Genomic DNA, 15,091 nt, shown 5'->3' with positions numbered 1-15,091 from the left:
ACAGTGTGCGAACTCAAACAAACGAGCAGGTTCAGTACCTTATTTAATTCTGAAAAAAAGCTCTTGAAAGTCCCGTATAATCAAATAAATAAAATACTATAATTCGAAGGACTAGTATTTTGCAGAATAAACAAATCGTGTTACAATAACTATAGTATTTATATGGAAGCGTTGTAAAGGATAGGTAGAGGGGATTGAAAGATTATGGCAAGAAAAAAAACAATTACTAAAGATCAGATTTTAAATGCTGCATACGAAGTAGTGGCCACTGAAGGCTTTTCGAAATTCACCGCACGAAACATTGCAACCAAAATGAAATGCTCAACACAACCTATTTACTTAGAATTTAAAAATATGGATGATTTAAAAGAAGAGTTATTTGAAAAGATTCATCAATATTTGGCGAAAGAAGTATTTCCTGTCACACATACAGGCAATACCATTGTGGATCTAGCGTTAAATTATATTCACTTTGCTAAAAATGAAAGTAAGTTATATCGCGCGTTATATTTAGAAGAATACGGCGGCGGAAAAAGAATGCAGGAATTTTCATACAGTTACTTTTCTAATTCGGTTAAACAAGATTCTGAATATGAAAAACTGAATGATACAGAAATCAACTCTCTTCATATGGGAACCTGGATTGTTGCAACGGGAATTGCAGCATTGATGACTTCTGGTATCATTCATCCAAGTGATCAACAAATCGAACGTTTGATGAGAGAAGCAATCGATCAGATATTAGAGCGGGATGAACCAATCGATATCGATAGTTAATGTCAATTAAAAGAGGAGGCGATAAGAAAACGTTTTTGGTTTTCTTATCGCCTCCATTTGTTTAAATTTTTTGGTTCTAATTACTATTTTGTAGCTTCTGCTAATTTCTTAGCAAAGGCTTCGAGATTTTGAATATCTTCTTCTTCAGCAGCTAGATCGACTTTTACACTATCTGCTCCTTTTGTAGCACCGATTTTTGTGAAAACAGCATCAAAGTCATCCACTGATTTACAGAATTCATCATAAAAAGTATCGCCAGAACCACAAACACCATACGTTTTTCCAGATAAATCGATTTCTTGTAATTCTTCATAAAAGTCTACGATTTCATCAGGCAATTCACCATCACCATATGTATATGTCGCAACAACACAGATGTCAGCATCTTCAAAATCTTCTGGATCAACTTGTGTGCACTCATTGATTTCAACTTCAATATTTAAATTTTCAAAAGTTTCAGCAACGATATCTGCGATTTCTTCTGTATTTCCAGTCATACTTGCATAAACGATTTTAGCCAAGGTCATTAGATTTCCTCCTTCAAATAATACAACCTTGATTATATCAGAAGAATGAAGGTTGTGTAAATTACAAAATGGCGAGTAGATTCTAAGAAGTTGCTTCTATAACGCTGTTTATAAGAGGTAAGTGGCTGTTAAAAAAGTGAAATCTATTTTTAACAACTACTTTTCAGTGAAATTTTCATAAATTATGATAAAATACTCTTATATAAAGATTATCTAGCTTTCTGGGTTAGTCCCAATGAAAGATAAAATAGGCTCATTAAAAAGTATCGCAAACCGAGTAACTTATTTATCTATGAGACTAAACGAGCCAGCTGTGCTTTTATATTATTTAGCTTCAAGAGCTAGCCACTGATCCCGTTGATTCCTAAGAGTTAAAGTTCTAAGGAGTGAAGGATTCGTGAAAAAAGATAAAAATAATTGTGGTAAAGAGCACCGCATTTATTTTTCTGTCAAGGCTGACCAAGCTCTTTCAGCTTTTAAATTTTAGGAGGACGATATTAAATGATTACACTAAAATCACCAAGAGAAATTGAAATGATGGATGAATCTGGAGAATTACTGGCTGATGTTCATCGTCATTTACGAACGTTTATCAAACCAGGTGTTACGAGCTGGGATATTGAAGTATTCGTTAGAGACTTTATTGAAAGCCACGGTGGAATTGCCGCACAAATTGGGTTTGAAGATTATAAATATGCAACATGCTGCAGTATCAATGATGAAATTTGTCATGGCTTTCCTCGTAAAAAATCATTAAAAGATGGCGATTTGATCAAAGTAGATATGTGTATCGATTTAAAAGGTGCGGTATCTGATTCTTGCTGGGCTTATGTAGTAGGTAAATCAACGCCTGAATTGGACCATTTAATGGAAGTTACGAAAAAAGCATTATATCTAGGAATCGAACAAGCACAAGTCGGTAATCGTATTGGCGACATTGGACATGCGATCCAAACATATGTTGAAAGTGAAAATTTATCTGTCGTAAGGGACTTTGTAGGGCATGGCATTGGTCCAACTATTCATGAAAGTCCGGTTATTCCTCATTATGGTGAGCCTGGCAAAGGGTTACGTTTAAAAGAAGGAATGGTTATTACGATCGAACCTATGGTCAATACAGGAACTTGGCGTATGAAAATGGATCCAAATGGCTGGACAGCATATACTTTAGACGGCGGCATCAGCTGCCAGTTTGAACATACATTGGCTATTACGAAAGAAGGACCAAAGATCTTGACTTCTCAAGGAGAAGAATTGACCTATTAATCAATTAGAGGAGAATTTTATGAAACTGGTGGACAAGGTAAAGAACAATGAAAAGTTAATGCGTTTCATTGAAACAACACAACATCGTATGATTGATTCAGAGATTGGAAATACGTCGGTCGTTGTGGCGTACTATTTACTTTTGTCCCTGTTTCCTCTATTGATTGCGGTGGGAAATCTCCTGCCGTATTTACATATTGATCCAAACGAAGTGCTACCATATATTGCTGAAGCAATTCCAAAGGCCATTTTTGATGACTTAAAACCCGCAATCCAATCCCTGTTGACACAACGTTCTGGCGGCTTGCTTTCGATCTCTGCATTGGCAGCTTTATGGAGTGCTAGTCAAAGTATCAACGCACTGCAGACAGCAATGAATAAAGCCTTTGGTGTTGAGCAACGTAAAAACTTTATTATTGTCCGCATAATGTCTTTGCTTGTTATTCTATTGTTCATGATAGCAATCGTCGGTGTTGTCGGTGTTTTAGGTTTAGGCAAAACGATTTTAGATTTATTACAACCAATATTCCATTTTTCAACTGATTTTATTGATACCTTTCAAGCGTTGAAGTGGCCGGTCACGTCATTGGTCTTACTTGTTATTATGTGTTTGATTTATCGTGTCGTTCCTAATGCGAAGCTGAATTTTCGTTCGATTATCCCAGGTGCTGTGTTCGCGACTGTGGGCTGGATGTTATTGTCACAAGCATTTGGTTTGTATATTAAATACTTCAGCTCAAAAATCGCCAGCTATCAAATTATAGGAAGTTTTATTATATTGATGTTGTGGCTGAATTTTGCGGCAACGATCATTATTTTAGGTGGTATCATCAATGCCGTGGTCAAAGAATATATATCGAATGAAAAAATTCAGCACCGCTATGGTTTGATTAACCGACTAGTGGATAAAATAAAAGAAAAATTAAAGAAATAGATCGAATACTTTTGATTCAATAACCGAGTCTTAGGTTTAGTTTTCATATCTAGTGGAAACACCTGTTCCAACTTGTAAATGTGGAATGATTCGGTATAATATACGATGTACATTAAGAAAGTAGGTTCATCATGTCGATGTTTATTTATGAAATTGTTATCCGTCTATTTCTGACGTTTATTTTATCGTTGATTACAACGCCAATCGTTAAATTGCTGGCGTTTAGAATAGGAGCATATGATGCTCCAGGTGAAAGAAGGATAAATACTAAAAATATGCCAACGGCTGGCGGGTTAGGGATTTATTTTGTTTTTTCATTTTCTTGCTTGGTTATGTTTCAGTCGATTATACCGTTCAATTATATCTGGCCGATCATTTTAGGGGCAGGAATCGTTGTTGCAACGGGGTTGATAGATGATATTTATGAATTGTCTCCGAAGAAAAAAACGCTGGGGATTTTGCTTGGTGCATTAGTCATCTATTTTGTGGCTGAGATTCGAATTGACGCTGTCACATTACCTTTATTAGGGCACATAGATTTGCGTTGGTTTAGTTTACCTTTGACGTTGTTTTGGATATTTGCCATTACAAATGCGGTTAATTTGATTGATGGTTTAGATGGACTCGCTTCAGGGGTTTCGATTATTAGTTTAACAACAATCGGAGTTATCGGTTACTTTTTTCTTCATGCTAAAACTGTCTATATTCCTATTGTGATTTTTGTTTTGGTTGCAAGTATTGCAGGATTTTTTCCGTATAATTTTTATCCAGCTAAAGTTTTTCTAGGAGATACGGGCGCTTTATTTTTAGGGTTTATGATTGCAGTTATGTCTTTGCAAGGGTTAAAAAATGCAACGTTTATCACGGTAATCACCCCCATGATTATTTTAGGTGTACCAATCACAGATACTGTTTATGCGATTATTCGCCGCTTAATGAATAAGCGACCGATTTCATCAGCAGATAAAATGCACTTACATCATCGTTTGTTGTCACTTGGTTTTACTCATAAAGGTGCTGTGATGACAATTTATGGTTTAGCATTGGTCTTTTCGTTCGTAGCGTTGCTATTTAGCTATGCAAGTAATGTTGCGTCGATTTTATTGATTGTTTTTAGCGCGATTGGGTTAGAGTTATTTATAGAAATGATTGGACTGGTGGGTGAAAACCATCAACCGCTGATGTATATCTTACGTATATTTGGAAATCGCGAATTTCGACAACAGCAACTAGAAAAAAGATTAGGGAAACATTCTAAGAAAAAGTAAAAAATTGATAGGCATCTTTGCTGAGATTTTAAGCTGTGGTATAATTTGTTGATTGAGTGATATGTTGGAGGCTATGACGACAGTGTTTAGCTTCGAGAAAAGTAAGAAGAAATTCACGAAAATTGCTTTCTAATTTTTGTGAATTTCAGCTTAGTTCCAAGAGATTGTTACTTTTTTACCGCACATTGCTAAATTTTAATGAAATAATGAGTATAGTTACATAAAAAACAGAAGCAGTTTCTATTTCGACTTATAGAAAGATGGGTTGAGTTAGAAAATTATTGGCTTATAAACGAGGTGCAAAAATATGGATGATCGAATAACGATTTCCATTGTTACTCACAATAGCCGTCATATTTTTGATGTGCTTGATAATTTAAAAAAAGAATTAGGTTTGGAATCAAGCTATGATGTACATATATTTGACAATGCTTCTGACCAAAGTTATATAGATAAACTTCAAAGCTATGGCACCTTTATTTCCTTACATAAGGCTGAGTCAAACAAAGGTTTTGGATATGGACATAACGAAGTACTAAAAAAAGTTACTACCCGTTATGCCGTCATATTTAATCCTGACGTTTTACTTAAAAAGCATGCATTAGATGAGATGATTCAACGTATGAAAGAAAACGATCAATTAGCAGCCGTTTGTCCTAAGGTATTGAATTCAGACGGAACGACCCAATATTTGGTTCGTCAAAAATTAGATGTATTTGATTATATGTTACGCTTTGTTCCTTTTCAGGCAATCAAAAAGTTGTTTGATAAACGTTTGAGCTATTATGAATGCCGAGACTTACCAGATGATCAAACATCATATATCAAAATGGGATCGGGCTGTTTTATGATTATCGATGTTGATAAATTTAAGCAAGTTGGCGGTTTTGATGAGCGATTCTTCATGTATTTTGAAGATAATGATCTTTGCTTAGAATTTGGACAAGCTGGCTATAAAATTTTATACACACCTTTTGAAACGGTCATTCATTTATATGAAAAAGGGGCACATAAGAACAAGGAACTATTTAAAATATTTTTACAATCAATGTTCAAATTTTTTAATAAATGGGGTTGGAGGTTTTTCTAGTGGAAAATAAGATGGTGATCACTATCGTTTTATATCAAACTGAATTCTCGAAAACACCAAGTTATGACTATCTAAAAAAAATGCTAATAGAAAAAAAAACGGTTTATCTATTTGTTTATGATAATAGTGAAAATGCCCAAGAAGATGAAGTGTTTTATCTAGAAAATGTGTGTTATATCCATGATGAAAAGAACCCTGGATTGGCTAAGGCGTATAACGCTGGGGCTGAATATCTTAAGAAAATCGAGGGAGATTTGCTATTGCTCTTAGATCAAGATACCCAGCTGGATAAGATGTATTTGGACACTGTTTTGGACTTAAAACTAGAAGAAAAAATTGGCGCATATGTTCCGATTATTAGTTCACACGGCAGACAAATATCACCATTGTATTCTGATGAATACGTTGGCCGAAAATCTAAATTTCCTGAAGTCGGAATTTATTCTGATCGGATCATGAGTATTAATTCTGGAACAATTTTACCAAAGACTACATTAACCAACATTGGCTCTTTTAATGATGATTTTCCTTTAGATTTTTTAGATCATTGGCTTTTTTGGAAAATCCATGAATTAAATAAAAATATTAATGTTCTAGATCATCACCTAATACACGATTTATCCGTATTGGACTACAAAACAGTCAGCAGTAGACGATACGAATCGATTATTCGAAGCGAAACGTTGTTTTATCAAAAATACGATCAAGATAAATTTTATAGTCACAGAAAACATCTGCTGTTAAGAACGGTCAAACAATTTTTACGAGTCAAAGATCGTAAGATTTGGCGGCGGACATTTTCAGAGTATCGATCGCTAATGAAAGGAAAATGAATGATCTCAGTTTGTATTGCTACATATAATGGAGAAAAATTTATAGAAGAGCAACTTGATAGTATTTTGCCGCAATTAGCTGTTTCTGACGAGTTGATTATATCAGACGACGGATCTAAAGATACGACATTAGCTATAATCAAACGTTATGCTGAGCAAGATCGGCGAATAAGATTTTTTCAAGGTCCCGGTAAAGGTGTGATTGCTAATTTTGAATTTGCTATCAATCAAAGTCAAGGCGATTTTATTTTTTTAGCAGATCAAGATGACGTTTGGTTGCCGGAGAAAGTTCAAACGACGCTAAAGTTTTTTCAAAATCATCCTGAGAAGTATTTGGTGATTAGTGATTTAGTCATCGTGGATGAACATTTGAAAGAGATTGAACCGTCTTATTTTGAGTATCGAAATGTTAAACTGGGTCTTTTTCATAATATCGTGAAAAATAAATATATCGGTGCTGGAATGGCCTTTCGTTCAGTTTTGAAGAATGATATATTACCGATACCAGCCCAAATTCCCATGCACGACATGTGGTTTGGACTGATTGCTGAGACTAAGAATAAGAGTGGGCTGATTCCGCAAAAGCTTACGCTGTATCGTAGGCACGCTAGTAATGCAAGTGAAATTGATACAAAGGCTAGTCGCTTTCAACAGTTAAAGTGGCGAATAGCGCTAATTAGAGCTCTCATACGACGAAAAATACTGAAAGTAAAATGAGAGATATTTTACAGTTTTGTAAAATAACCTTAAAAAGCATGACAAGTTTCTGTGATAGTGCGATAATGTTAAATGGCGTAAGCAATTAAACGAAATAAATAATTTAAAGGAGTTTTCCAATGAAAGGAATAATTTTAGCAGGCGGTAGTGGGACTAGATTGTACCCCTTAACAAAAGCCACATCAAAACAATTAATGCCAATTTATGACAAACCAATGATCTATTATCCAATGTCTACATTAATGTTAGCAGGAATCAAAGATATTATGATTATCTCTACACCAGATGATACACCACGATTTGAAAGTTTGTTTGGTGACGGAAAAGATCTTGGAATCCATATTGAATATGCTGTTCAAGAAAGTCCAGATGGATTGGCGCAAGCATTTATCATTGGTGAAGAGTTTATCGGTGATGATAGCGTGTGTCTTGTTTTAGGAGATAATATTTATTATGGTGGCGGTTTGTCAGGTTTATTGCAGCGTGCAGCGGCTAAAGATCAAGGTGCAACAGTTTTTGGTTATCATGTGAATGATCCTGAACGCTTTGGCGTAGTTGAGTTTGACGAACAAATGCAGGCTCTTTCAATTGAAGAAAAACCAGAAAAACCAAAATCAAACTACGCTGTGACAGGGTTGTATTTCTATGACAATGAGGTTGTTGAAATTGCTAAAAATATTAAACCGTCTGATCGTGGAGAACTGGAAATAACGGATGTCAACAAAGTTTACTTAGAAAAAAATAAATTATCAGTTGAAGTAATGGGAAGAGGATTTGCGTGGTTAGATACTGGCACCCATGAATCATTGTTAGAAGCATCAACTTTTATTGAGACTATTGAAAAACGTCAAAACTTAAAGGTTGCTTGTTTAGAAGAGATCGCCTACCGCATGAAGTATATCACAAGAGATCAATTGATTGCTCTAGCACAACCATTGAAGAAAAATGGCTATGGACAATATTTATTGCGTTTAGCAGAAACAGAGTAGGAGCGAATAGAAAATGAAAGTGTTAAATACAAAACTACAAGATGTAAAAATCATAGAGATGGACGTGTTTGGCGATCATCGTGGTTTTTTTACTGAAAGTTATTCTAAAGAAAAATTTGCTGAGCATGGGTTAGATTTTGATTTTGTACAAGATAATCATTCTCTTTCAAGCGAAGCAGGTGTATTGCGGGGCCTTCATTTTCAAAAAGGCGAGTTTGCGCAAACTAAACTTATTCGCGTTGTAACGGGGGCTGTATTAGATGTGATTGTGGATATTCGCAAAGGCAGTCCAACCTACGGACAATGGGAAGGGTATATTTTATCTGAACACAACCATCGTCAATTGTTAGTTCCCAAAGGATATGCACACGGTTTTGTTACACTAACGCCAAATGTTAATTTTATGTATAAATGCGATAATTACTATAACGCTCCTTCTGATGGCGGGATTGCGTTTGATGATCCTGACTTAGCGATTGCTTGGCCGATTGATATTCAAAAAGCTATCACATCTGAGAAGGATAAAAATCATCCAACACTAAAGGAATTTGAATCAAAAAATCCATTTGTTTATGGTGAAATTTAAAAATTAGGAGAGATCTTAAAGATGAAAAATATCATTGTTACTGGTGGAGCTGGATTCATCGGGTCAAATTTTGTTCATTATGTAGTGAACAACCATCCAGAAGTTCATGTTACAGTTTTAGATAAATTGACCTATGCAGGAAATAAAAAAAATCTTGAGGGATTGCCAGCTGATCGTGTTGAATTGGTTGTTGGTGATATCGCTGATGCTGAGTTAGTAGATCGTTTGGTTAAAAATACAGATGCGGTCGTTCATTACGCAGCGGAATCTCACAATGATAACTCGTTGAATGATCCGTTTCCTTTTGTTCAAACAAATATCATTGGAACCTATACACTAATCGAAGCATGTCGTAAAAACGATGTACGCTATCATCATGTTTCAACAGACGAAGTTTATGGTGATTTACCTTTACGTGAAGATTTACCAGGACATGGCGAAGGGGTAGGAGAAAAGTTTACTGCAGACACTCCTTATAATCCATCAAGTCCATACTCTTCAACAAAAGCTGGCTCTGATTTATTAGTAAAAGCTTGGGGTCGTTCATTTGGTTTGAAAGCGACAATTTCTAATTGTTCTAACAACTATGGACCTTATCAACATATCGAAAAGTTTATTCCTAGACAAATCACAAATATATTAAGTGGTATTACTCCTAAGTTATATGGTGCTGGTAAAAATGTTCGTGACTGGATTCATACAAATGATCATTCATCAGCTGTATGGGCTATTCTAACAAAAGGACGCCTAGGAGAAACATATTTGATTGGCGCTGATGGTGAAGAAGACAATAAAGAAGTAATGGAATTGATCTTAGAATTGATGGGTCAACCTAAAGATGCATACGAACATGTCAATGATCGTCCAGGACATGATTTACGTTACGCAATCGATTCTACAAAATTACGTGAAGAGCTTGGCTGGACACCCGAATTTACTGATTTCCGTGATGGATTAGCGGACACGATTAAATGGTATTCAGATAATGAAGAATGGTGGAAAGCTGATAAAGAAGCCGTAGAAGCAAATTATGCTAAAAACGGTCAGTAGTCGCTATAATGGACAGTCATATTAATAATAACTTGTAAGGTAGGAATTTTCCTACCTTTTTCAAAAGGAGAGAGACGATGATTTTATTAACAGGCGGGAATGGTCAGCTAGGAACAGAGCTACGTCATTTATTAGATGAACGAAAAGTAGAGTATGTTTCAACTGATTCTAGTGAAATGAATATCATTGATGCAGAACAAACAATGAAAATTATAAAAGAGTTGAAACCAACTGTTATTTATCATTGTGCTGCTTATACTGCAGTGGATAAAGCTGAAGATGAAGGCAAAGAACTAGACGAAAAAATCAATGTAGAAGGTACAAAAAATGTAGCAGAAGCAGCAAAAGCTGTTGGAGCAACACTTGTTTATATCAGTACTGACTACGTTTTCGACGGGACCAAAAAAGATGGTGTCTATAAGGTAGATGACCAGCCAAACCCTCAAAATGAATATGGACGTACGAAACTATTGGGCGAAAAAATTGTAGAAGAAACATTAGATAATTACTACATTGTTCGTACTTCTTGGGTTTTTGGACAATATGGACATAACTTTGTCTTTACAATGCAAAAATTAGCAGAAACACGCGATCAATTAACTGTTGTGAATGATCAATTTGGACGACCAACATGGACACGCACACTTGCAGAGTTTATGGCATTTGTTATTGATAATAAAGCATCTTATGGCACATATCATTTATCAAATGACAATAGCTGCAGCTGGTACGAATTTGCTAAAGAAATTTTAAAAGATAAAGAGGTTGAAGTACTTCCTGTAGATTCTAGTAAATTTCCTCAAAAGGCAAAACGTCCACAGTATTCAGTAATGGATTTGAGTAAAGCGAAAGAATTAGGTTTTGATATTCCCACATGGCAAGATGCTTTGGCAAGAATGTTAAACAAATAAAAGAATTATTTTAGTGATTGTTACTAATTTTTATATTAGTAGCAATCACTAATGTAGTTTATAAATTTAAACATATTTTTTGTGTGAATGTCAGTAGGAACGATTCACAGATGGTAAATGGCTCAAGGTATACAAATTAGATAGCTAAAATCTTAAGAGTAACTAAGATAGACAAAGCAATCTGGGTTTAATTTCTATCAATTGCAATACAATTGCTTGGATAAACAATAAAGCTCTCAATCTAACTGTGTTCAACATATGCTAGTGGAAATAGCTAGCAACCATAGTAATTCAGATTTGTTTAACAGGTGAGTTAGTTGAAAAAATATGATGTTCTATTATCACACTCCTATTTCAAGTTTAGTTTGGGCTAAAAAGGGGCAGAAGCAGAGGCACCTGGTTGCGTTTATAGAATGGAACCAAAGGATAAGTGGCACTAGGAGTGACAGATGAATTATTTAAATCTCAATGATTTAGTGAAAAGCGCTTAAAAGTTCAGAAAAATTTTTAATAGAGAAACCAATTTTCATTGTTGGAAATAGTTTACTACGAAAAATTTATACAAGAAAAGAGGGAATACGATGAAAAAAATTTCTGTTTTTGGATTAGGATATGTAGGATTAGCAAATGCGTTACTATTGAGCCAGCAAGAAAAAGTTAAGGCATACGATATCGTAACGGATAAAGTTGAAGGATTAAAAAAAGGTATATCACCTTTAGAAGATGATGAAATTAAACGTTTCTTGGATCGAACAGATTTGAATCTAGAGTTTACCAATGATTTTGAGGATGCTGTATTATTTGCAGATTATATGATTATTTCTACACCGACCGATTATGATGAACAGAAAAATTACTTCAACACGTCAACAGTAGAAAATGTTATTGAACGTGCATTGTCGATTAGAAAAGATGCTGTATTCATTATCAAATCTACAGTCCCAGTTGGCTATACAGATTCCTTGAGAGAGAAGTATCAAACAGAGAATATTATTTTCTCACCAGAGTTTTTGAGAGAAGGTCAAGCTTTGTATGATAACCTTTATCCTTCAAGAATCGTTGTGGGAGAATGTTCCGATAGAGGACGAGAAATTGCAGATATCTTTTTAAATAATACTGTAGATAAGACATCTCCTATTTTATTGACTCATGCGACAGAAGCTGAAGCGATAAAATTATTTTCTAATACTTACTTAGCTCTGCGCGTTGCTTATTTTAATGAGTTAGATACGTACGCTGAGTCAAGAGGATTGGATTCTAAGCAGATAATTGAAGGTGTTGGGTTAGATCCAAGAATTGGGTCTCATTACAATAATCCTTCTTTTGGTTATGGAGGCTATTGTTTACCAAAAGATACTAAACAATTGCGAGCTAATTATGACAAAGTACCGAATGATATAATTAGTGCAATCGTAGAGGCAAATAAAACAAGAAAAGATTTTATTGCCGAACAAATTTTGGCTAAACACCCTAAAACCGTTGGCATTTACAGACTAACAATGAAAGCTGATTCAGATAACTTTAGATACTCATCTATCCAAGGGATTATGAAGCGTTTGAAAGCAAAAGGAGTTACTGTGGTGGTATTTGAACCGACATTAACAGAAGAAACGTTTTATAATTCAGAAGTCGTAAAAGATTTACAATCATTTAAAGAATTATCAGATGTGATTGTCACAAATCGCATGGAAGATGATTTAGCTGATGTAAGTGAAAAAGTCTATACTCGGGATATATTCAAAAGAGATTGATAAAAATTCCAATGAACACAATCAAAAGAAAGTGCCTTTTGGTTGTGTTGACAATAGTTAGAGAATTGAGAAAGTTATTTAAATAGTAGCTTAGACTATAAAAATTTAGTATAATAAATAGATTGTTGATTTTTTCTTGATGGCTGGAACGTTCAAATTAAATGAAGTAATCGTTAACTATTAAACATACAAATACGTGTTTAGATGTTCAATTAGTACTTTTTTAGGGATGATGACAAGACTACTAAAGCTATTAGTATTATCATTTAAAAAAGTGACAACTGAGGGAGAATTTATTAATGTTTGAAAAAAAGAATAGAATATTATTAAAAGAATTAGTCAAAACTGATTTTAAATTAAGATATCAAGGCAGTGTTATTGGGTATTTGTGGTCAGTGTTAAAACCAATAATGTTGTTTGCCGTAATGTATATTGTGTTTATTTATTTTCTGCGATTTGGTGACGATGTTCCACATTTTGCGGTAGCATTATTATTGGGCCAAGTATTATGGGGATTTTTCAATGAAACCACTAACTTAGGGATGGTATCGATTGTTAATAGAGGTGATTTACTGAGAAAGCTTAATTTCCCAACATATATCATTGTCGTTTCTGTTTCTATTAACGCTTTTATCAATTTGATGATCAGTCTAGTAATAGTATTTATTTTTGGGTTGATCAATCAAGTTGATCTATCTGTATTTGGATTTTTAGCGCCGCTTCTTTTCATTGAATTATATGCCTTCTCTTTAGGTATTGCATTTATCTTAGCTACGATATATGTAAGGTTTAGAGACATTGGTCCAATTTGGGAAGTTCTTTTACAAATAGGCTTATATATGACTCCGATTATTTATCCAGTAACATTGATTATCGAAAGAGCAGATATTAGGATTGCTAAGATATTGTTACTTAATCCTATGGCTCAGATGATCCAAGATATGCGGTATTGGTTCACAAGCCCTGTCAACGTAACTGTGTGGCAGTTGATTGATAATAAATTTATCATGCTCATTCCATACGTTATACCTTTCATCGTATTAATTGTTGGGTTTTTGGTTTTTAATAAAAATTCTAAGAAATTTGCGGAGATTCTTTAATATGAAAAATGACATTGCAGTAAAAGTAGATGGTATTAGCAAAAGCTTTAGACTTCCAACAGAAAACACAACTAGTCTAAAGCGTACGATTGTTAATTATTTTCAAGGTATCAAAGGATATAGAGAACAAAAAGTCCTCAGAGATATTTCATTTGAAGTTGAAAAAGGAGACTTTTTTGGGATTGTTGGACGAAATGGGAGTGGTAAATCTACATTATTGAAAATCATTTCTCAAATCTATGTACCTGAACAAGGAACAGTTGATATTAACGGAAAACTAGTTTCATTTATTGAATTAGGAGTAGGTTTTAATTCAGAGTTGTCTGGAAAAGAAAATGTCTACTTAAATGGAGCATTACTAGGTTTTTCAACTGCTGAAATTGATGACATGTATGATGATATTGTAGAATTCGCTGAACTATCAGATTTTATGAATCAAAAATTAAAAAATTATTCAAGTGGAATGCAAGTTCGGCTAGCCTTTTCTGTAGCCATTCAATCAAAAAGCGATATTTTGGTGCTAGATGAAGTTTTAGCAGTGGGAGACGAAGCATTTCAGCGTAAATGTAACGACTATTTTATGCAAGCAAGAGAAGATAAAAAGACGATTATCTTAGTGACACATTCGATGGATGCGGTTCGAAAATATTGCAATAAAGCTATGATGATTGATAAGGGCGAGGTAAAAATCATTGGAACGCCAGAAGATGTGGCAAATCAATATTCATTATCTAACGTTTTGGATACTGGTGCAGCAACTGTAATTGAAGGTGCTGACAACGAAGAACAAGAAACTGAAAAAAAAGAAGAAAAAACAATGATCGAAAATTTAGAGGTAGAATTACTTTCAGATACAATTATTGACAATGATAATTCTTTGGTTGAGTTTATGGTTTCTTATGATGTTGTTGAAAATATGAAAACATATGTCGCGTTTTCGATGATCGATATCGATAAGAATGTTTGGATATATAACGATAATTCTTATGATGCAATGACATCTGGTAAAGGTAAGAAAAAATTCCGCTACAAATGTAATTTAAATAGTATTAACGGCTGTACTATAAAACTAAATGTTTCTATTCGTAATGATGGGGATGAGCCGTGTGCTTTTGCAGATAAAGAGAACTCACCAGTGATCATTGTTGCTAAAAAAGACAACATGAGTAAAAGTGAGCTGATTTCCAGTAGTGGAATATTAAAAAGAAATGGTTCTTGGATGCAAGAAAATTAGACGCTTAATGTTGATGCGTCTTTAGAACCTTATTTTGAACGTATTATAAAAATTAGGT

At 34.3% G+C, this 15,091-nt stretch carries 15 protein-coding genes; 14 read left to right on the top strand and 1 reads right to left on the bottom strand.

The window, feature by feature from the left end; all coding sequences use genetic code 11:
- The first annotated feature begins 204 nt into the window (after positions 1-204).
- Positions 205-777: a TetR/AcrR family transcriptional regulator gene (locus IGJ02_RS12205; RefSeq protein ID WP_010762918.1), complete on the top strand. Its 573-nt coding sequence runs from the start codon at positions 205-207 to the stop codon at positions 775-777.
- 83 nt (positions 778-860) lie between these two features.
- Here the strand turns inward: IGJ02_RS12205 and IGJ02_RS12200 are convergent, their stop codons facing one another.
- Positions 861-1,304: a flavodoxin gene (locus IGJ02_RS12200; RefSeq protein ID WP_010762919.1), complete on the bottom strand. Its 444-nt coding sequence runs from the start codon at positions 1,302-1,304 to the stop codon at positions 861-863.
- Positions 1,305-1,805: 501 nt separating this feature from the next.
- Between IGJ02_RS12200 and map the strand changes: the two genes are divergently transcribed.
- The 13 genes from map to IGJ02_RS12135 all read left to right on the top strand — a co-directional run bounded on the left by map (position 1,806) and on the right by IGJ02_RS12135 (position 15,033).
- Positions 1,806-2,570 (top strand): type I methionyl aminopeptidase, encoded by a 765-nt coding sequence (gene map, locus IGJ02_RS12195; RefSeq protein WP_430602163.1) that lies wholly within the window; start codon positions 1,806-1,808, stop codon positions 2,568-2,570.
- Positions 2,571-2,589: 19 nt separating this feature from the next.
- Positions 2,590-3,504: a YihY/virulence factor BrkB family protein gene (locus IGJ02_RS12190; protein WP_010762921.1), complete on the top strand. Its 915-nt coding sequence runs from the start codon at positions 2,590-2,592 to the stop codon at positions 3,502-3,504.
- A gap of 131 nt (positions 3,505-3,635) precedes the next feature.
- Positions 3,636-4,772 (top strand): glycosyltransferase family 4 protein, encoded by a 1,137-nt coding sequence (locus IGJ02_RS12185; RefSeq protein WP_430602162.1) that lies wholly within the window; start codon positions 3,636-3,638, stop codon positions 4,770-4,772.
- Positions 4,773-5,079: 307 nt separating this feature from the next.
- Entirely contained in the window at positions 5,080-5,862 is a 783-nt protein-coding gene (locus IGJ02_RS12180; RefSeq protein WP_430602161.1) for a glycosyltransferase family 2 protein, read from the top strand.
- Positions 5,862-6,695 carry a glycosyltransferase gene (locus IGJ02_RS12175; protein ID WP_430602160.1) on the top strand — a complete coding sequence of 278 codons (834 nt, stop codon included), beginning with the start codon at positions 5,862-5,864 and terminating at the stop codon, positions 6,693-6,695. The genes IGJ02_RS12180 and IGJ02_RS12175 overlap by 1 nt, the downstream gene beginning before the upstream one ends.
- A complete protein-coding gene (locus tag IGJ02_RS12170; RefSeq protein WP_430602159.1) occupies positions 6,696-7,412 on the top strand; it encodes a glycosyltransferase family 2 protein in 717 nt (238 codons plus the stop codon). It begins immediately after the preceding gene.
- 119 nt (positions 7,413-7,531) lie between these two features.
- A complete protein-coding gene (rfbA, locus tag IGJ02_RS12165; protein ID WP_430602158.1) occupies positions 7,532-8,401 on the top strand; it encodes a glucose-1-phosphate thymidylyltransferase RfbA in 870 nt (289 codons plus the stop codon).
- 13 nt (positions 8,402-8,414) lie between these two features.
- On the top strand, positions 8,415-8,987 hold the full coding sequence (gene rfbC, locus IGJ02_RS12160) for a dTDP-4-dehydrorhamnose 3,5-epimerase (protein WP_430602157.1): 573 nt from the start codon (positions 8,415-8,417) through the stop codon (positions 8,985-8,987).
- Between the two features lie 21 nt (positions 8,988-9,008).
- Positions 9,009-10,037, top strand: a complete 1,029-nt coding sequence (rfbB, locus tag IGJ02_RS12155; protein ID WP_430602156.1) for a dTDP-glucose 4,6-dehydratase — start codon at positions 9,009-9,011, stop codon at positions 10,035-10,037.
- A 77-nt stretch (positions 10,038-10,114) separates the two neighbouring features.
- Complete coding sequence (rfbD, locus tag IGJ02_RS12150) at positions 10,115-10,948, top strand: dTDP-4-dehydrorhamnose reductase (protein ID WP_430602155.1); 834 nt, start codon at positions 10,115-10,117, stop codon at positions 10,946-10,948.
- A 581-nt stretch (positions 10,949-11,529) separates the two neighbouring features.
- The gene (locus IGJ02_RS12145; protein WP_430602154.1) at positions 11,530-12,699 is read left to right on the top strand and encodes a nucleotide sugar dehydrogenase; all 1,170 of its coding nucleotides are present in this window, start codon (positions 11,530-11,532) and stop codon (positions 12,697-12,699) included.
- Between the two features lie 299 nt (positions 12,700-12,998).
- Complete coding sequence (locus tag IGJ02_RS12140; RefSeq protein ID WP_430602153.1) at positions 12,999-13,799, top strand: ABC transporter permease; 801 nt, start codon at positions 12,999-13,001, stop codon at positions 13,797-13,799.
- Between the two features lies 1 nt (position 13,800).
- Positions 13,801-15,033 carry an ABC transporter ATP-binding protein gene (locus tag IGJ02_RS12135; RefSeq protein ID WP_430602152.1) on the top strand — a complete coding sequence of 411 codons (1,233 nt, stop codon included), beginning with the start codon at positions 13,801-13,803 and terminating at the stop codon, positions 15,031-15,033.
- The last annotated feature ends 58 nt before the right edge of the window (positions 15,034-15,091 follow it).

It is taken from the genome of Enterococcus sp. DIV0724b, assembly GCF_050531475.1.
Taxonomy (GTDB): Bacteria; Bacillota; Bacilli; order Lactobacillales; family Enterococcaceae; genus Enterococcus_L; species Enterococcus_L haemoperoxidus.
This window is presented reverse-complemented; position numbering and strand designations above follow the sequence as displayed.